Annotated in this window: 19 protein-coding genes and 1 pseudogene; 3 read left to right on the top strand and 17 right to left on the bottom strand. The window is 47.0% G+C overall.

Annotated elements, in window-relative coordinates:
* The coding region (locus LZ11_RS12570; RefSeq protein WP_222927214.1) for a hypothetical protein at window positions 1-181 on the top strand (181 nt) is incomplete at its 5' end.
* Here LZ11_RS12570 and LZ11_RS12390 read toward each other — a convergent pair.
* The 16 genes from LZ11_RS12390 to LZ11_RS12930 all read right to left on the bottom strand — a co-directional run bounded on the left by LZ11_RS12390 (window position 178) and on the right by LZ11_RS12930 (window position 15,671).
* Window positions 178-327: a hypothetical protein gene (locus LZ11_RS12390; protein WP_170240234.1), complete on the bottom strand. Its 150-nt coding sequence runs from the start codon at window positions 325-327 to the stop codon at window positions 178-180. The genes LZ11_RS12570 and LZ11_RS12390 overlap by 4 nt on opposite strands.
* Before the next feature lie 143 nt (window positions 328-470).
* Window positions 471-893, bottom strand: coding sequence for an AAA-type ATPase lid domain-containing protein (locus LZ11_RS12565; RefSeq protein ID WP_484421980.1), 423 nt, complete (start codon window positions 891-893; stop codon window positions 471-473).
* Window positions 877-1,869 (bottom strand): sigma-54-dependent transcriptional regulator, encoded by a 993-nt coding sequence (locus tag LZ11_RS11000; RefSeq protein ID WP_222927253.1) that lies wholly within the window; start codon window positions 1,867-1,869, stop codon window positions 877-879. The genes LZ11_RS12565 and LZ11_RS11000 overlap by 17 nt, the downstream gene beginning before the upstream one ends.
* 5 nt (window positions 1,870-1,874) lie before the next feature.
* Complete coding sequence (locus tag LZ11_RS10995; protein WP_170240371.1) at window positions 1,875-3,497, bottom strand: transporter substrate-binding domain-containing protein; 1,623 nt, start codon at window positions 3,495-3,497, stop codon at window positions 1,875-1,877.
* A gap of 218 nt (window positions 3,498-3,715) precedes the next feature.
* Window positions 3,716-4,687: an ABC transporter substrate-binding protein gene (locus tag LZ11_RS10990; RefSeq protein ID WP_148867923.1), complete on the bottom strand. Its 972-nt coding sequence runs from the start codon at window positions 4,685-4,687 to the stop codon at window positions 3,716-3,718.
* 145 nt (window positions 4,688-4,832) lie between these two features.
* Window positions 4,833-5,801, bottom strand: coding sequence for an ABC transporter permease (locus LZ11_RS10985; protein WP_148867922.1), 969 nt, complete (start codon window positions 5,799-5,801; stop codon window positions 4,833-4,835).
* On the bottom strand, window positions 5,794-7,308 hold the full coding sequence (locus LZ11_RS10980) for a sugar ABC transporter ATP-binding protein (RefSeq protein ID WP_148867921.1): 1,515 nt from the start codon (window positions 7,306-7,308) through the stop codon (window positions 5,794-5,796). Before LZ11_RS10980 ends, LZ11_RS10985 begins: the two co-directional genes overlap by 8 nt.
* Before the next feature lie 27 nt (window positions 7,309-7,335).
* Window positions 7,336-7,983 (bottom strand): D-sedoheptulose-7-phosphate isomerase, encoded by a 648-nt coding sequence (locus LZ11_RS10975; protein WP_148867920.1) that lies wholly within the window; start codon window positions 7,981-7,983, stop codon window positions 7,336-7,338.
* The gene (locus tag LZ11_RS10970; RefSeq protein ID WP_148867919.1) at window positions 7,976-8,971 is read right to left on the bottom strand and encodes an ROK family protein; all 996 of its coding nucleotides are present in this window, start codon (window positions 8,969-8,971) and stop codon (window positions 7,976-7,978) included. The genes LZ11_RS10975 and LZ11_RS10970 overlap by 8 nt, the downstream gene beginning before the upstream one ends.
* An 18-nt stretch (window positions 8,972-8,989) precedes the next feature.
* Window positions 8,990-9,805 carry an HAD family hydrolase gene (locus LZ11_RS10965; protein ID WP_170240370.1) on the bottom strand — a complete coding sequence of 272 codons (816 nt, stop codon included), beginning with the start codon at window positions 9,803-9,805 and terminating at the stop codon, window positions 8,990-8,992.
* 25 nt (window positions 9,806-9,830) lie between these two features.
* Window positions 9,831-10,877: a bifunctional heptose 7-phosphate kinase/heptose 1-phosphate adenyltransferase gene (locus tag LZ11_RS10960; protein WP_148867917.1), complete on the bottom strand. Its 1,047-nt coding sequence runs from the start codon at window positions 10,875-10,877 to the stop codon at window positions 9,831-9,833.
* A 3-nt stretch (window positions 10,878-10,880) separates the two neighbouring features.
* Complete coding sequence (locus LZ11_RS10955; protein WP_170240369.1) at window positions 10,881-11,870, bottom strand: GSU2086 family protein; 990 nt, start codon at window positions 11,868-11,870, stop codon at window positions 10,881-10,883.
* 56 nt (window positions 11,871-11,926) lie between these two features.
* Complete coding sequence (locus LZ11_RS10950; protein WP_148867916.1) at window positions 11,927-13,153, bottom strand: ROK family transcriptional regulator; 1,227 nt, start codon at window positions 13,151-13,153, stop codon at window positions 11,927-11,929.
* 362 nt (window positions 13,154-13,515) lie between these two features.
* Window positions 13,516-13,791 carry a ferritin family protein gene (locus LZ11_RS10945; protein WP_148867915.1) on the bottom strand — a complete coding sequence of 92 codons (276 nt, stop codon included), beginning with the start codon at window positions 13,789-13,791 and terminating at the stop codon, window positions 13,516-13,518.
* Window positions 13,792-13,864: 73 nt separating this feature from the next.
* Window positions 13,865-15,013 carry a Gfo/Idh/MocA family protein gene (locus tag LZ11_RS10940; protein ID WP_148867914.1) on the bottom strand — a complete coding sequence of 383 codons (1,149 nt, stop codon included), beginning with the start codon at window positions 15,011-15,013 and terminating at the stop codon, window positions 13,865-13,867.
* A 133-nt stretch (window positions 15,014-15,146) separates the two neighbouring features.
* Window positions 15,147-15,671, bottom strand: a complete 525-nt coding sequence (locus LZ11_RS12930; protein WP_148867913.1) for a methylated-DNA--[protein]-cysteine S-methyltransferase — start codon at window positions 15,669-15,671, stop codon at window positions 15,147-15,149.
* Window positions 15,672-15,775: 104 nt separating this feature from the next.
* On the opposite strand from LZ11_RS12930, the gene LZ11_RS10930 reads away from it, so the two are divergent.
* Window positions 15,776-16,678 (top strand): ferritin-like domain-containing protein, encoded by a 903-nt coding sequence (locus tag LZ11_RS10930; RefSeq protein ID WP_148867912.1) that lies wholly within the window; start codon window positions 15,776-15,778, stop codon window positions 16,676-16,678.
* Window positions 16,679-16,733: 55 nt separating this feature from the next.
* Window positions 16,734-17,570: a family 1 encapsulin nanocompartment shell protein gene (locus tag LZ11_RS10925; RefSeq protein ID WP_170240368.1), complete on the top strand. Its 837-nt coding sequence runs from the start codon at window positions 16,734-16,736 to the stop codon at window positions 17,568-17,570.
* A 145-nt stretch (window positions 17,571-17,715) separates the two neighbouring features.
* Here LZ11_RS10925 and LZ11_RS13065 read toward each other — a convergent pair.
* Window positions 17,716-17,958, bottom strand: a pseudogene (locus LZ11_RS13065) (group II intron reverse transcriptase/maturase); the annotation flags it as partial.

Here is a 17,958-nt window from a genome sequence, read left to right as displayed (position 1 = left end):
TGCTGACTCCTGCCGGTTCAGCTGTGCCTTTCAGCACGGGTTACCAGCTTTACCTGGCGTTACCGGCAGGCCTCCCCGGGTAAGAGCGTTAACCTTCGCCCCGCGCCCGCCCCATATACTCTACCGCCCCTTGGCAGCCTGGGATTTCGCTGTGTTATGCCAGCTCATCCGAACGGTCTAGCCTCCTATGGGGTTCTTGTTCATCAGGCCGTGGCTTTGCCTCCAACTTCCTTCAGATTCCACCTCGCAGTGGACACCCTTGCCTTCGGCTAGCAGGCTAGTGCTGCCTCGCCTGCAGTGGACTTTCACCACCGAGTTAACGCCCATGCCGGGCGCACATAAAAAAGACGCATTTATAGAGAAAATGCGTCTCTTAGAAAACTGTCTATCCTGATAAACAGAGTATTTCAGAGGTCGTTCCCATACCCTGCACCGGTCCCGCCATTTTTCGTCCTGCTCTGCTTGGGCGGTTAATTTTGCCGCCCCTGCAAATTTTGCCGCGTGCCATCCTCTTTTTCCCCTGTGTACTCCTTGATTTTATAGCGAAGATTGCGCTCACTGATGTTTAAAACCCTAGCCGTCTCCTTTCTGTTCCCTTTGAAGAACTTCAGGGTCTGGAGTATCACTTTTTTTTCTACAGTTTGTAGATCTTCCCCTATATAGACTGGGATAAGATTTCTCTCTTCTCTGGAAATCGGGTTTGAGCCCAGTATTACTTCAGAAGGCAGATCGTCCATACTTAAAATGTTTTTGTCGGTAAGCACGATCGCCCTTTCCAAAATATTCTGAAGCTCCCTCACATTACCTTTGAACTGATAACCGCATAAAATATTCAAAGCATCTTTTTCTATACCCTCTACGTTTTTACCCATTTTTTTATTGTATTTTTCGATAAAATAGCTGATCAGGAGTGGTATATCCTCGCAGCGTTCTCGTAATGGTGGGATATGAATATTTATAACATTGAGACGAAAGAATAAATCCTCTCGAAAACGACCTTCCGATACTTCTTTTTATATCTCTGTTCGTCGCGCAAATGATCCGCACGTCTATTTTTTTGCGTTTTTCAGAGCCGATCGGGATAACCTCTTTTTCCTGCACTACCCGTAGCAATTTTGCCTGTAAGTTGATATCCATTTCGCATATTTCGTCTAAAAAAAGGGTGCCGTGATTTGCTATCTCGAAAATTCCCTTCTTGCTGTGGACAGCACCTGTAAATGCTCCCTTTTCATAACCGAAAAGTTCGCTCTCCAGCAGGTTGGGATTGATGGTAGCACAGTTAATAGCTTCAAAGAGCTCGCTTCTGCGGATTCCATTAAAATGAATGGCTCGTGCCACGAGTTCTTTGCCCGTGCCGCTTTCCCCCGTTATTAATACATTTGAGTCGATATTTTTTACTTTTTCAATTAAACCGAAAACACGCTGCATATCAGGCGAGCAGCCAACTAATCCAGAAAGCTGATATTCCGCCACCAGTTTATCATTCAAATATTCCACTTTAGACTTAAGCTTTCGATATTCTAGGGCCTTTAGAAAAAGAGCTTTAAGCGCCTTTAATTCAATGGGCTTCGTTATATAGTAAAAAGCCCCGTTTTTCATGGCTTCTACTGAAGACTCTATGCTCCCGTAGGCCGTCATTATAATTACAGCGCTGGCGGGACTTATTTTTTTTATTTTTATAAGCGTCTCCAGACCGTTGCAGTCGCCGAGTTTCAGGTCCAGCAAAATTATGTCGAATTCTTCCGCCGTCATGATGGCCAGCGCTCTCTCCTCATTAAGAGCGGTATAGACAATATAGTCATTTTCAAGGGCAAATTCGAGAGAAGAACATATGGCTTCGTCATCGTCTATTATCAATAATTTATACATATTATTCATTCCGCCTCCCTTTGCCGTGGCAGGCTTACAAAAACTTTTGTCCCCACGTCCGGTGTGCTTTCAACCCAGATACTGCCGTTATTCTCCTTTATTATCTGATAGCTTACGGCAAGTCCCAGACCTGTCCCCGACGGTTTCGTGGTGAAAAATGGATCGAAAATCTTCTTCAAATCATCCCTTTTGATACCCCTACCGCTGTCCTTAAAAATTGTTACAACTTCGCCGTCTTTCTGTTCGGCAGTTATAAAAATTTCCCGGAGGGGCTTGTCCTCCATTGCTTCGACAGCATTCAGTATAATATTGATAAACACCTGCTGCAATTGTTGCCGGTCAATATACACGCTCAAATCCTTCATTATGTCAACCGTTATATTTACTTTATTTTTTTCGCAAATTGTATCAAATAAAACCAGAGTATTTTTTACAAGATTCAACAGATTGACGTTTTGCGGCAGCGGTTTACGCGGTTTAGCATAATCCAGAAGATTATTTAAGATCGAATTTATCCTTTCAATCTCTTGTGGTACGAAAATGCTGATTTTTTCCCTGAATAGCGGATTGTCATATTTTTCAGGGAGTAGCTCCGCAAAGGTTTTAATTGATGTAAGAGGATTCCGAATTTCATGAACAATTCCTGCTACAAGATTTACCAGAGACTCAAGCTTATCTTTGTGAGCAATTTTTTCAATGAGCTGTTTTTCAGTAACCAAGCGTTTTTTTACTTCCTTCTGTAAAATAATATTAAAATACATCATAAAAACCAAGACCAAAAACAGGGACCCCAGGATGTATAACATTACTAAAATACGCTTCTTATAATAAGTTGAAGGATAATCCAAAGGTTCCCCAAACCATTTTTTGTAAATCTTGTCATATGTGCCGTTTCTCTTTATTTCATAAATTCCTTGATTAAAAATCTTCAGCAGTTCTTTATTTCCTTTTTTTACTACTATGGCATATTTTTGCGGGTCGATTTCTTTATCTATTAACTTAACCTTGCCTAACTGTCTTTTTTGCTGCAAAAAATATTGTCCTGCCAATTTGTTCCCTATTACGGCTTCCACCGCACCTGACAGCAGCAGATTAAAGGCCGTTTCCTGGTCCGTGACGACAATCAGTTCGAATGAAGGATCATCTTTAAAGCGCTGATATGCGATGTCGCCTTTTTGGACAGCAATTTTACTCCCGCGCAAGTCATCCATTACCATCGCCCCCGAGCTTTTGAGGACAAAGACCGCCTGCACATTTGTTAGATAACTGTCAGAAAAATCATACTTGGCGGCTCTCTGTTCACTATACTTCATGCCCTGAATGGCATCTATTTTCCCTTCATCCAGAGCTTTTAACGCATCCGCCCAGACCGTGGGGCGGAATTCTATTTCTACCCCGGTCTGCAAAGCTATAGCTTTCATAATGTCCACATTAAAACCTCGATACAACTTTTTCCCGTTTACATCTACAATAAACTCGTAAGGTGGAAAATTTTCATCTCCCCCTATTACGTATACGCGGTTCTGTTCGGAAGGCGATAGAATATCCGGAGGGTCGGCTGCTGCGTAAAACGGCATTAAAAAAAAGAACAGGATTGCAGCAAGATATCGAATTTTAATACGTCTCATGGCATTTTTCTCCCTGCGCGATTTCATTAATGTTACGCGTACATATTGTTACCATCCCGATGTTCAACATCATAACAATTCTCGAATATATTGTAAACACTCTTTAGATGTTATTTAATGGTGTAATTTCTCTACAGATCTCTGATTATGTTACTTAAAATCCCCGCAGTATTTTAAAACTGCGGGGATTAGTGTCTTTGGCGGTAACTTAAAGGTTGTTATTTTGTCAGTTCGTCTAAATTGTCTTTTGTGATAACCTTTACACCGGTGTCAACTTTCTTTTCCACCGACTTTCCTTCGATGGCGTCTACCGCAAACTGAACACCCAGGAAACCCATTTGATAAGGATTCTGAACCATTGTAGCCTGAATTAATCCTTCGTTCAATGCATTTATTATATCCTGGGATTTGTCAAACCCTACAACTTTTACCTTTCCGGCCACGCCTTTTTCTTTAACACCCCTGGCCACTCCGACGGTGGAACCTTCATTGGTGGCATAAAAAGCCGCCAGATCGGGGTTGGCCGTCAGGATATCTAGGGTCTGATTCAGCGCCTTGGCTTTGTCGCCCATTGAGTACTGAACCGTTACAATCTGAATATCCGGGTATTTTTCTTTTATTCTGTCCTTAAAGCCGTTTTCCCTCATCATTGTAGTCCCAGAACCGGGCTGAGCATTGATGATGGCTATTTTTCCTTTTCCATCAATCAATTCCGCCAGCTTATCGGCGGCCATTTCCGCGGCCTTAAGGTTGTCCGTAGCTATAAAGCTTGTATATTTGTCGGTTTTAACCGGGGAGTCTATGATTATCACCGGTATACCGGCATCGTAAGCTTTTTCTACAACGGGTGTCAGGGCACTCTGATCCAGCGGTGCCAGAAGTATGGCGTCAGCCTTTTGATTAATGGCGTCTTCCACCATTCTTACCTGTTCGTTGGGATCCGATTTGTCTGCAGGAGCCCTGAAGGTCAAAGAGACATTGCCCAGTTCTTTAGCTTTTTCCTCGGCCCCGGCTTTCACGGAAAGCCAGTGTTCGTCCAGAGAATCCATGGTGATCAGTACAAACTGGTATTTCTTGTCCTTTGCATCGTCGCCGGCAGAACCACTGTTTTTGCTGCTGCAGCCCGAAACAAGCACTGCCGCTGCAACGGCCAGTACCAAGAGAACCGTCAGGATAGACCTTTTTTTCATCCTTTTACCCTCCCAATCATTCTTATGTTCATTTTAAGTGACATTTCAGGGGCTGATAGATTACCCTATCGTATCCCGTCGCCAAATCCCCCCTTTTTCTTTTTCAGTTATGGTTTAACTCAGACGGCAAAAAGCCGCCTGAAACTTATTTTTTTCTTTTTCTCCTGTCGAAGAACACAGCTCCTATTATGACCACGCCGATGGCAATCTGCTGCCAGAAGGCGGACACATTGAGAAGGTTCAGACCGTTTCTCAATACACCTATGACGAAGGCTCCCACAACGGTACCGACTATGGTACCTTCGCCTCCCATCAGGCTGGCGCCTCCGATGACCGAAGCCGCCACCGCATCCAGTTCGTAGCCCATCCCCGCCGTAGGCTGACCGGAAACTATCCTGGCGGTCAAAATCAAACCCGCACAGGCCGCCAGAAAGCCGCTGATGGCATAAATGGATACCACGGTTTTGGGGATGTTAATGCCAGAGAGGCGCGCGGCTTCAAAGTTGCTGCCAACAGCATAGGTGTACCTGCCCAGCTTTGTTCTTGCCAAAATAAACCCAAAAACCAGAGCCAGAAAAGCCATAATTATTACGGGGACGGGTATGCCGAGTAACTCCCCGTTTCCCAGATACGCAAACTCTTCGGGGAGATTGCTTATGGGGATACCGCCGGTGATGACCAACCCTATCCCTCTGACAATGCTCATGGTACCGAGAGTCACGATAAATGGAGGCAGATCACCGTATACCACCAGTAGCCCGTTGATGATACCTACAATCAAGCCCGCCAGTAAGCCCACCGTTACTGCCACGAGAATAGGGTACCCATTTATCATCAAAAGCGATGCCAGAATTCCCGAAATTGCTATATTAGAACCTATTGAGAGGTCTATGCCGGTAGTAATAATGACATAAGTCTGGCCTATGGCTATGATGGCTATTATTGCGGTTTGCAACGCTACGGTCAACAGGTTGTTTACTGTTAAAAATTTCTCCGAGGTGAGGCCAAAAAAGGCGGAAAGTATTATCAAGCCGCTTAGAGTTGACAAAAACTGCACGGCATCCCGGGGTACAAGACTTTTCAGTCCTTTTGTTTTCGTCGCCGCATTATGCATTGGCTATTCTCCTTCCCTCATCGTATAAGGTTGCATAGTACATAATCTCTTCCTGGTTCGTCTTTCCTGCTTCCAGTTCGGCTTTCAACCGGCCTTCGCACATGACCAGAATCCTATCGCTCACTCCCAAAATTTCCGGCAGTTCCGATGATATTACAATAATCCCAATACCCTTCTGTTTCAGCCGGTTTAAAATGTTGTAGATTTCGATCTTGGTCCCCACATCAATCCCTCGGGTCGGCTCATCGAAAATGAATATCCTGGGTTGTTTCACCAGCCACCGGCCTATAATGACCTTTTGCTGATTCCCTCCGCTTAAATTTTTGACCTTCTGCCATAAGGAAGGGGTCTTAATTCTCAAATCTTTCACGGTTTTGTTGCCTATTTCCAATTCCCTCGCCCTGTTTATTACACCCAGAGGGTTGCATACCTTGTCCACACTGGCCATCATTATATTGGAAATTACCGAAAGTCCCAGAGCCAACCCGCTGAACTTCCTGTCTTCGGGGATATATACTATGCCGCTTTCTATAGCATCAGCCGGCGAATTTATTTTTACCTTCCGTCCATGCAGCAGGATTTCTCCGTAGTCCACCCTATCGGCGCCGAAAATCGCTCTTGCAAGCTCGGTCCTGCCCGAGCCCACCAGACCGGCAATACCGAGGATTTCACCCTTATATAACTCAAAGGAAATATCTTTGAGTACGTTTTTCCTTGTAAGATTTCTTACCTCGAGGATTTTTTCACCTCTTTCTACAGTGATCCTCGGATACTTTTCTTCCAGTTTTCTTCCCACCATAAGCCGGATTATTTCGTCCAGAGTCACATCTTTATACTGGAAGGTTGCCACCATTTCCCCGTCTCTCATCACTGCAACCGTGTCGACAATTTTCTTCAGTTCTTCCAGGCGGTGTGAAATGTATATAATTGAAGTTCCCTTATTTTTTAAATCCCTGATAACCCTGAAAAGTTCATCTATCTCTTTTTCGGAAAGGGATGAGGTGGGCTCGTCCATAATCAACAACTTGGCATTGGCGGAAATGGCCTTGGCGATTTCCACCATTTGCTGTTTTGATACGGTTAAATTTCTCACCTTTTCCGTGGGGTTTATATCCATACCCAGAAGATCTAGAATTTTCTTTGCTTCTTCATTCTGCCTCTTTTCATCTAAGATGGTTTTGTTCGAAAATTCTCTGCCGAGGAATATGTTGGCAGCCACACTGAGATGCGGGCATAGGTTCAATTCCTGGTGAATGATGCTTATTCCCAGGTGCTGAGCCTTCTTAGGGGAGTTTATCTCCACTTCTTCGCCTTCAAAATAAATCTTCCCCGAGTCCTTGGTGTAAGCCCCGCTCAGTATCTTCATCAAGGTGGATTTCCCTGCGCCGTTTTCTCCAACCAGCGCCAGTACCTCGCCCTTTTTGAGTTCAAAACTGACTCCCTTAAGCACCTTAACTCCGGGAAACTCCTTAACAATGTTTTCGACTCTCAACAAAATTTCACTCATCGGCTAAACTCACCTTCTTTGGAATAATCAATCATCAAAAAAATAACCTTCTACCAGCATGCACAGGGTATGATAAATCGGAAGATGCAGTTCCTGAACTCGGTGCGTTTGTTCCGCCGGCACATCGAGTAAAATATCGCACACTGACTTCATCCGTCCGCCGCCTTTCCCAGTAAGCCCGATAGTCACCATCCCCAGGGCTTTTGCAGTATATATGGCGTTGATTACGTTTTTTGAATTACCGGAGGTGCTCAGGGCTATAAGGACGTCTCCCTTTTTCCCATACCCCAGCACCTGCTGGGCGAAGACCAATTCCGGATCTACATCATTGGCAAAGGCCGTGGATAAAGCCGGTTGGGAAACCAGGGATATAGCAGGCAGGGCCGTCTGAAGCTTTTCCGCAAGAATTCCGCCTAAAGCGCCGCCGGTATTTATCAGGTTTTGCCTCAGGTCTTCTTTCAAAGGGCGCTTTTTTATGAACCCCTTCATCAATTCCCCTACAATGTGCTCCGAATCGGCGGCACTCCCACCGTTTCCGCAAACGAGAATCTTACCTCCGTTTTCGTAACAGCGGATTATGGCTTTTGCGGCGGCTTTAATGCTTTCTTTGAGAAAATCGAGTTCGGGATAGCGCCCTGCCAGTTCTTCCACCAGGTCTTCCTGCAATTTACCCATTCCCATCCTCCTTTTTCCCAATTCTCAACGCTACACACAGGGAAGCATAATCGCCTATTCTTTCCCCAAGCTGTGCGGGAAGTATGAGGCATTTTTTAGCTGAAATCTCTAAAGCCTCTTTTCTTATAACCTCTTCGGCCACAGGCTGAAGGAATTTCCTGATCCTCACGAAGATGCTGCCGAGGATAATCTTTTCCGGGTTTAAAATGTCTATGAGTATGGAAAGGCCCAGCCCTAAATATCTGGCTGATATTTTCAATATATCTACTGCTGCCGGGTCACCCCTTTCAGCCGCCAGGCCCACGTCTTTCGCCGTAATGCTTTTGACCATATCAAGGGTGGGGCAAAATCCGACGACTTCTCCCCTTTTTAGCCTCTTTTCTATTTCCCGTCGGGCTAATTTGGCTATTCCTCCGCCGCTGCAGAACCCCTCGAAAGAGCCCGCTTTGCCGTAACCTTCGGGGCCATCTTCGGCCAGCCTAATATGTCCTATTTCTCCGGCCATATCGTTGGCTCCGGAGTAAAGCCGGCCGTTGAGGATGAGTCCGGCTCCCAGGCCTGTCCCAAAAGTAATGAAAATCATATTTTTGCATCCCCGGCCCGCGCCCAGCGTCCACTCAGCCAGAGCTCCGGCGTTGGCGTCGTTTTCCAGATATACAGGGGCTCCCATTTGTTCTTCAATTATTTTTTTAATTGGGATATTATCCCATCCGGGCAAATTGGGCGGCGATAGGATAACCCCGCTTTTTGAATCCAGGGGGCCGCCGCAGCTTATGCCTATGCTTTCAATCTGGTTTTTTGCCAGGCCGTTTTTAGATAGCAACTGTTCGATGGCGAACAATATGCGATCGATTGTATGATTGGGCCCCTTTTCAACTTCCGTCGGGAATGCAATCCGGTGATATATGTTCATTTGGCAATCGGCTAAAACTACGGCACACTTGGTGCCTCCGATATCTATTCCTATAATGAATTTTTTATCGTTCAATCTAATTCACCTTCCCGGTTAATCAGCAAGTCTGAGCCAATGCATGATCAACTTATAATTTTTAAAGTCGCCCGTAAGGGCATGGCATCCGGCCTTAATTAGCCTCTGCCTTTTGACCGGGTTAATTCCCTCTCGGCGGACTTCATCGGAAGCTACCCCGAGGGTTACCGCGCCCACTTCGCTGCCCAGGCTTATTTCCACTTTTCCGTCGCCGACTATCAAAATCTGTCTTTGCCCAAAACCTTTTTCATTTATTAATTCCCTGAGCACCGCTTCTTTGGAACAATCGGCCTTCCTTTTGGGTGCGCCCGCCATTTTTCTAAAAAACTTTTTTACACCAAGAGCCTCGGCCTCCCGCAGCACATCTTCATGGTCCGTACCGCTGGCCGCATATATTTCCACTCCTGCCTCATAAAGGCTCTTCAAGAAATCTTGCACACCCTCAATCAAAAAGTCCTCCGGATCCGCTTTCCCCTCCATAAGCCTCCGGACCCTGGTTTCTACCTGCTCCATAAGCCTTCTGTTGTATTCGTCCTTATACTCCCACTCATCGAAGACCACGGGGTTTAGCCCGTGCCTTTTCACAGCTTCACAGAGCCATCTCATCTGAAATATTGTCTGTATACCCGCGGAATCCTGAATATACTGCCGGACCTCTCTCGCCACGTATTCTTGGGGCGAATTGCCGCCGCATATCATCTCCACCATAAAGCTTTCCATGACACTTTCCCATCCCTGCCTCAGAGTGGAGATGGTGCCGTCAAAATCAAACATAGCGATTTTTATTTCTGTATAATCCTGCGGGAGGTCTTTCAAGATTTCAAAACCGTTCACACTCCCGCCTTTAAGCTGTGGCATTTTATAGATTCAACTCCTTGGATTTCGCTATTATTTCTTCAGGGCCGGCGGTACCTGTCGTGCCCAGTTTTTTCACCACCACCGCCGACGCCAGATTTGCAAAACCTATACTCTTTTCCCCGGGAATCCCCGCGCCGTAAGCGCAGCAAAAGGCGCTCAAAAAGGTATCCCCCGCTCCCACAATGTCGATGGGCGGGCTTTCCGGCCTGCTTGGGGCCATCTTTATGATTCCGTCCTCTACCCAGATGGATCCCCTTTCCCCCAGGGTTACGATGACCGGCTTTTTAGTTATCCGGCATAAGGTTTCGGCGGATTGAAAGATGTCCATCCGGGCATCAACGGCGGAGGAAAGCTTTTTTACTGCTTTGACACATTCGTAATCGTTGGGTTTGATTATAACGTTCCTGTAAAGGTGAGCGTTATCTCTGCTGTCGACAACCATAAGCTTTCCTCCAGAACCCATTTCGTTAATTCTGTTCCTCACCCGCTCCGTTATTACCCCAAACCGGAACTGGTCGCACACTGCAATAATATCCACCTGGGACGCCAGCCGGTCCAACCTTTCCAAAACCCTTTCTTCCTCCTGGCCTGCAAGAGGCGAAAGATTTTCGAAGTCAATGCGCGGATCCTCGTAAACCACATCCGATATGCCTTTTCTCAAAGGTTTACAGTAAGCGGGAGTTATTCTTTTTTCAGAAACAATAATATTTCGGTCGTCGATACCCAACTCCTTTATAAGTCGAATAAATTCCCCGCCTCTCCAGTCCGAACTCACCATTGTCAGCAGGGTGATAAAGCCGGCACCGATCCTCTTCAGGTTGGCGGCCACATTGGCAGCAGCTCCCAGAGACAGCCTCTCTTCCACCACCGGCAGCGGGTAATGGGGGGTTTCCCTTGAAAGCCGGCTTAAGGTCATATCGGCATGCCAGTATATGTCCAAGCATCCGTCACCCACCACGCCAACTTTTACTCTCTTTATTCGCTCCAGGATGTCCTGAATTTCACTTAAAGTAAGTTCCACCTTTTCAATTTCCCGGTATGCGTCCATAAGTTAAACCTCTCTATTAAGCCTTTTCATTATTTTGTTATACAGGTTGGGTATGGTAGCCTTATGATTGCCTTCAATGTAAAAGCCCCTTCCCCCCAGGCTGGTAGGCCTGTTGACTATATTTTTCCGCGGCCTGTAGTAGTAATGGAAATGGTCCTGACCGACTTCCTTTCTGTAATCCCCCAGGGGTATAATATCGAAATTGGCAGTTGTTATGTCTTTGACAGTGTAGCCTAAGTTCCTGCTGATGGACAAGGCTTTAAGAAAGACCTCCGGGGCTGTCACCGACGAGCCGAAATTCAAATACACCCCGCCTTCCAGCTGTGAGACACTGTGGCAGAATATTAAAAAGTCATTTCCGCTGGTGTATCCTTTGGCGGCAAAGTCGGCACTAGGGTGCTGGTCGATGATGTCCGTCCCGATGGTCACGTGATAAGTGGCCGGCACGCCTTTTTTATAGGCATTATAGAAAATGCAATAGTCCCGATAAGGAAACCTGTCCTTATTTTTTTCCACAAAGACCGCCAGGCTCTGACCGTACCCCAATCCCTGCCGGTACCCTTCTTTTATGGCTTCGTTCATCCAGCGGCCGGTTTCTTCCCACATGCCAAAGGTTCCGTCTTCTATAGCCCGGGGAACATACTCGGATGTGCCCCCCAGATAGGCCAGTTCAAAATCGTGGATACTTCCCGCACCGTTGGAAGCGACATGGGTGATGACACCCCGGTTGATGAGCTCTATCACATACATCGATAACCCGCATTTTATAACATGGGCTCCCATTGACCAGATCACGGGCCTTCCCTTCTCCCGGGCCCGGACGATCCGGCCGGCCAGCTCATCCAGTTCGGGGTTTTCGTATTCGGGCGCCGGATCTATCCCGGGTTTTAACAAATCATCTACCGTGACAAGGTTTTTCCTATCCCAGACATGATAAGTGGTAACTTTGTCCAGGCTCAGCTTAGCAGGGTTGTTCTTCGATATCTCGCCCAAGGCCTTCACCTCATTTTTCCATTTAGTTAGACTTTCTTACTAATTGTGGAAAAATTTTAGAGTATTTCTTCATACTCTCCTAGATCTCCATCCACAAAATGATTTATCACCATGGTAGCCCCACCGACCAGAGCCCCATATGACATATTGGATGCGTAAAGATCGGGTTTATGGATGTTCCTGGTAACAGACCTAGCGTAGACGTATTTTTTAAGGGGGTTTAGAATATGTTCCCCGCAGGCGGAGAGCTTGCTTCCGATTATCACCGCCTGAGGCTCCAGCAGGTTTACGGCTGTTACTATTATAGCCCCCAGATATTCGGCTTCTTTTTCCATATGTTCTCTGCACACGGGGTCCCCCAGGTTCAGGCCTTTCAGCACGTCATTCCATTCCAGCGGCCTTTTTGCCCGGATGCGACTCAAAAACGCCGAATTTGATCGTCCGGAGGCAACCGCGCTGTCAATCCTCTTGACCAGATTGGGTACCGACGCATATAATTCCACACAACCGTAATTGCCGCAGGAACATCTGGGGCCGTTGATGTCTATTGTTGTATGCCCTATCTCGCTGCCGAACCCGCCTCGTCCCCGGTATATTGTCTCATTTATTACGACTCCGGCTCCGATCCCTTCATCCACCGCCAGGTAAATAAAATCCCTGTAATCCTTGGCCGAGCCGTAGTGTTTTTCAGCCAAGGCGAAAGCGTTGGCGTTGTTATCGAGATATACGGGCAAATTGAATTTTTCCTGAAAGATGCGTTTAATGGGTATATTTTCCATTCCAAAAAAGTTAGGCGGGCACACAATCACCCCGTTTTTATAGTCCAGGGGACCAGGGGCGGTGACACCTATGCCGATAATTTTTTTGCCTTCGTTTTTTATCAGCAGGTCATATATGGAACTGAACATCTGCTCAAAAATGTTCTCAAAGGTGTCCACGTCCCTATACTGATATTCTTCTACATATTCAATTTCGCCGCCGAAATTCACCAGTCCAAGGGTGTACTTTACCCTTTTAAAATCAAGGGCTATAACCGAAAACCTGTGGGGGTTTATCTCTAACCCCACGGGCCTTCTGCCGCTGGGGGTGTTAAAAGTACCGCATTCTCTGATTATTTTAAGCCTCAGCAAATCGGATATGATGGGAGTTATGCCACCCTTGGTGAGACCTGTCATTTTCGCCAGTTCTATCCGTGATATCCCCCTGTTTTTTCTGATTATATTCAGCAGCAAAGCCCTATTATAGACTTTTAAAGAGCTTGCATTTCTGCCTTTTTTCTCCATTTTCCTACTCTTTTCAAATTGGTTATAGTTTCTTACTAATTCAATTATATTAACTATTAAAATATACGTCAATAACTTCTTTCAGTATATCAGCCGCTGAGCTAGAGTTTTTAAAATAAAAAAAGCCATTGTAAAGGTTGGGTATCCCTAGGGTATTTATGGATGTGGAGCAACAAAAACCCATTAAGGCGGGAACCCACCCACATGATATTATAAAGTTCTGGTATCACCAGGCTATTGGTCAAATCACTATGTCTTTGTTCGGTGTTTCTACATATTCCATGTGAAATCAAAACACGCGCATTTAAATGCTAAAACCAACCTTTGGGACACTTCCAACCTGCGTGAATTTACCGAAAGGACTATTCATATTTTCCTGGTTTATGCATAAAAACCATTCTCAACTCTTCTGCCTGCTTTCTATCAAAGTGAGTTATCATTTTCAGCAGTTCAGCCACATGATGTTTTTCGTCATCGGCAATTTCCTGGAAAAGCTGCCGGGCCGGTGCGTAACAGGTCATCCTCGCATATCGTTCATACTGATTTATGGCCTGAAGTTCGCCTATGAGGGCTTCCCGGAGCATTTGAAGCAATGCTCCGTGATCCTGCTCATAATGCATGGCTTTTTCTTCGGGCAAAGCTGTTCCCCCCCATTTTACTATATATATTACAATATGAAAACATAAAACTTTTTGACAACACCCAACCTCATCAGTATCTCAATGCCTGTTCTTCCATTCTGCAGGCGATTTCCAGAGATCGACGGGCATCAATTAAAGTTACTGCCGGAGATGTCTTCACCCCTTCAACCGCATCGGCGAGATCATCTATGGCTCTCATTACACAGGCCCGGTAGACTTCCCACCTGTCCTGCTTAATGGTGTATTCAAACCGGGTGCGGAATGACGCCTTGAATCTCTTCCCCCTTCCGGAGAACACATCCCGGCCTTCCCCGTATTCGGAGATTTTTTCCATGGTGAGCTCTATATCGATACTGGGGAGAAACTTTCTCGCTTCTTCCATCACCCGCCCCATAAATTCTTCTGTTTCCGGGGTTGCCAGAGCATCTATCACGAGCCTGACCGGAATCCAACCGTAGACTTCGGCATAGGCTCTTTCAAACGTAAAATAGAACGTCGTTTTTTCGAAAGGCTCGGGTTTCGTAAAACCGTGATAGTACGTGACCACCGCATCGTCTTCATGCAGGGCAAAGCCCAGGACCCTGTCCGTCAGGTTTTCTCCGGATCTTTTTATATTAACGGCTCTCACCTCTCGCGGAGGCCCTATAAGCCAGTTTATAAGGTCAAAGAAGTGGACGCCGTGTTCCACCCATATACCGCCGCTTTTCGAATAGTCCCAGAACCAGTGCTGGGGCGGCATATTATCATCATGGGCGTAATTCTCAAGGTCCGCCCGCTCCAGCAAACCGAAAGCCTTCGAGTCGCATATCATCTTCATCATAAGATAAAGGGGGTTTCTTCTCATGACGTAGTCGATGGTGGTCTTCAAGTTTTTTTCTCGGGCAATCTCGATCAGTTCACCGAGCTCTTCGGGCCTCAGAGCGCCGGGCTTTTCCAAAAAAACGTGTTTTCCGGCAAGCAGCGCCTTTTTACCGAGGCTCGCGTGAAGATACGGCGGGGTTGCTATTATAACGATATCCACATCGGGGTCACCGACCAGGTCATCGGGATTATCATAAGCTTTTTTAACGTTAAACCTGCTTTTAAACTCCCTTAACTTTTCCGAATCTACGTCGCAGGCCGCCGCAACAACCGCCCTGCCGTCTCCCCTTTCCGATACGGACCGGGCAATTAAGTTAGCGAACCACCCGAGGCCAATCATGCCTAAATTTACAGCCATTTACATAAACACCTCCTGCTGCTTTTCACTGCAGCGTTATGGCCTGCCGTCATGCCGCTTACACTATATATTTTCCCAGCAACGGGTATCTTACTATTATCGGAAGAGACTTAAGTTTACCGGCCGTCTGCGGTTAAAATTCCTCCTTTATTCCCTCCAATTTCAGCAGGAAGCTCTTCATCTCCAGACCACCGCCGTAGCCCACCAGGGAACCGTCGCTCCCGACAACCCTGTGGCACGGCACTATGATAGGCACCGGATTCCTGTTGTTAGCCCCGCCGACGGCGCGGCAGGCTTTTGGTTTTCCTATAGCCCTCGCTATATAACCGTAGCTCCTGACTTCGCCGTAGGGTATCTTCATGACCTCTTCCCATACCCTTTTCTGAAATTCAGTCCCTTTTAGGTCCAGGGGCACGGTAAAGTTTTTTAATTCTCCGTTGAAATAAGCTGTAAGCTCTTCTTCCGCCAGGGAATTGACTTCACCTAATTTTCCATGAATCGACTCATCCACCAGTTCCGCCTCGCCGTACATTTTCACGAGGTCGCTCAAAAACTTTTCCCTGTCTTCCCCCGGCAGAGCGATGCGGCAGACACCCCTTTCAGTGGAAGCCACCATAATAACTCCCATGGCAGTATTGATTTTCCTGAAATAAACCATATTGGATCCTCCTTTTGACTAAAATTTAATTTCCGGGTGGCTGCTAAGAGCCTCTCATCATATATTAATAAAAAAATATAATTATCGGAAAGGAGGCGGGCTGTTTGACCGATATCATAAAAGCGGTCAAAAAGGACATAGAAGACGAACATGCCGCCATCATCCAGTACCTCTACCATGCTTACGCCTCTCCGGATGAGGAATTGAGGGGCAAGCTGGAATCGATAGCCCGCGACGAGATGAGACATTTTAAGTGGCTGTCCGAGTGGCTTGTGAAGTCAGGTCATAAACCTACACTGAAAAGGTCGGAAGTAATCAGCAGAGGAGACCTCAAATCTCTCATCGAAGCCGACGTAAAGGCCGAGGAAGAAGCGATCCGGCAGTATATATACCACAAAACTCTTACTGATGACGATGAGTTGCTAACCCTCTTCGACAGGATCATCGCCGACGAAAAGTCCCACTGGGAAGAATTTTTTAAAATTCTCGATGAACTAAATGCAATCCCCCCGGGCGCCGAACCCCTGGAAAACCAAAAACCGGAAGAATCTACCTCGGAACTTACCGAATCCCAGGCTGCTATACTTCAGCAAGCCCTCGAGCACGAATACACTTCCATCCTCCAGTACCTGTACCACCATTTTACCATAAACAGCGGCGAAGAACTTGAGGATTTTGCCATCGATGAAATGAAGCACATGGGCTGGTTTGCAGAAACTCTGGCGGAAAAAGGGTTCCAGCCGGAGCTGATCCACAGCGCCATGGAATCCGAGGCCGGTCCCGAGCAATCGGTAAAGAGCGACCTTGCCAGGGAAATTGACGCCATCGAAAAATATTCATCCGCCAAAGATAAGTTTGAGGATGAGGAAATAAGAGACCTTCTGGACCTCGCCATAAATCACGAAAAATACCATGCCGAATCCCTTAAAAAGATGATTGAAAAATACGAGAAACTCAGCGGCAAAAGATTCACGATAGGCAGCCTCAGGAAGGAAACCGAAAAATAATAAAAGAAAGGAGGGTCAAGCGGTACTATATTACCGCAAAAATATGGCCGATTATTTGAATCGTTCCCAATCACCTCTCACCGAAGGACAGTGGGAGCTCATCGACCGGGCTGTGGTATCGGCGGCTGAAAAGCATATGGTGGGAAGGAGGTTCATCAGCCTCTACGGCCCCCTGGGGGCCGGCGTCCAGCATATCACCTTCAACACCTACGCCGGTGAATTCAAAGCCCTGATAGACCTGTCGGGTGAAAACGGCGAGGATGTGATCTGGACCACAGGCAAGACTTACAAACAGATACCTATTATCTATAAAGACTTCAAGCTGGACTGGCGGGATATAGAGACATCCACAAAATTCGGCATACCCCTCGATACCACTCCCGCCGCCTTGAGCGCCATTTTTGTGGCAGAGGCCGAAGACGAGTTGATATTCAACGGCAGCCAGGAACTGGATATAAGCGGGCTTCTGACGGCGCCGGGAAGGACCAGTATAGCCACCGGCAACTGGTCCCAGGAAGGGGCGGCCTACGACGACGTAGTAAGAGCCGTGGAGGCCCTTTCATCAAAAGGCTTCTACGGGCCGTATGCCCTGGTGGTCAGCCCCAAGCTCTACTCAAGGCTCATAAGGGCTTATAAAAACACCAACTATCTGGAAATAGATCTGATTAAAAAGCTCGTAACCGGCGGAGTCTTCCAGACGCCGGCGATAAAGGGAGACAGAGGCGTGCTCGTCTCTACGGACCCGGAATACGTGGACCTGGCATTAGCTCAGGACCTGACCGTGGCTTTCCTGGAAACCAGCAAGATGAACCATTACTTCAGGGTTTTCGAGCTGGTTGTGCCCAGGATCAAGGTACCGGCCGCGATATGCACCCTGGAGCCGGCGCAATAAAATAAGGAGAGGATCTCAAATGAAAAAATAGGTTTGCCCGGAATGCGGCGTCGGCAAAGATATGTTTGATGAAGAATAGAGTAGGAGGGGGCGGCTAACCCCCGTCCTCTCACACCACCGGACATGCGGGTCCGCATCCGGCGGTTCACCAAGCTTGACGAAGAGTTTGGTAGCGTTCGGTTAAGCTCAGCAGGCCCTGGGTTTGCCAGTAGGCGTTGCCCAGGGCTCTATTCATTGGCCCGTGGGCCATCCGCCACGGCCCTTTACGAGCGTTGGCGAGTTCATTTACTGCCCACTCTGGTAGCCCCAGTGCACGCAGCTCGCGGTATCTTGTCCGTACCCGCTTCCACTGCTTCCAGAGGCACATACGCAGCCTCCTCCGCATCCA

The sequence above is a fragment of the Thermosediminibacter litoriperuensis genome, assembly GCF_008124715.1.
In the GTDB taxonomy this organism is placed as follows: Bacteria; Bacillota; Thermosediminibacteria; order Thermosediminibacterales; family Thermosediminibacteraceae; genus Thermosediminibacter; species Thermosediminibacter litoriperuensis.
The sequence above is the reverse complement of the archived record's forward strand: the minus strand, read 5'-3'. Positions and strand labels throughout refer to the sequence as shown.

Bases quoted from the DNA above. Each gene is read 5' to 3' on its own strand.
- LZ11_RS10960 (WP_148867917.1), bottom strand. From the start codon at position 10,877: ATGGACGCATACCGGGAAATTGAAAAGGTGGAACTTACTTTAAGTGAA.
- LZ11_RS10990 (WP_148867923.1), bottom strand. From the start codon at position 4,687: ATGAAAAAAAGGTCTATCCTGACGGTTCTCTTGGTACTGGCCGTTGCA.
- LZ11_RS10980 (WP_148867921.1), bottom strand. From the start codon at position 7,308: ATGAGTGAAATTTTGTTGAGAGTCGAAAACATTGTTAAGGAGTTTCCC.
- LZ11_RS12930 (WP_148867913.1), bottom strand. From the start codon at position 15,671: ATGGTTTATTTCAGGAAAATCAATACTGCCATGGGAGTTATTATGGTG.
- LZ11_RS10985 (WP_148867922.1), bottom strand. From the start codon at position 5,801: ATGCATAATGCGGCGACGAAAACAAAAGGACTGAAAAGTCTTGTACCC.
- LZ11_RS10950 (WP_148867916.1), bottom strand. From the start codon at position 13,153: ATGGAGAAAAAAGGCAGAAATGCAAGCTCTTTAAAAGTCTATAATAGG.
- LZ11_RS11000 (WP_222927253.1), bottom strand. From the start codon at position 1,869: ATGTATAAATTATTGATAATAGACGATGACGAAGCCATATGTTCTTCT.
- LZ11_RS10995 (WP_170240371.1), bottom strand. From the start codon at position 3,497: ATGAGACGTATTAAAATTCGATATCTTGCTGCAATCCTGTTCTTTTTT.
- LZ11_RS10940 (WP_148867914.1), bottom strand. From the start codon at position 15,013: ATGGCTGTAAATTTAGGCATGATTGGCCTCGGGTGGTTCGCTAACTTA.
- LZ11_RS12390 (WP_170240234.1), bottom strand. From the start codon at position 327: ATGGGCGTTAACTCGGTGGTGAAAGTCCACTGCAGGCGAGGCAGCACT.
- LZ11_RS10975 (WP_148867920.1), bottom strand. From the start codon at position 7,983: ATGGGTAAATTGCAGGAAGACCTGGTGGAAGAACTGGCAGGGCGCTAT.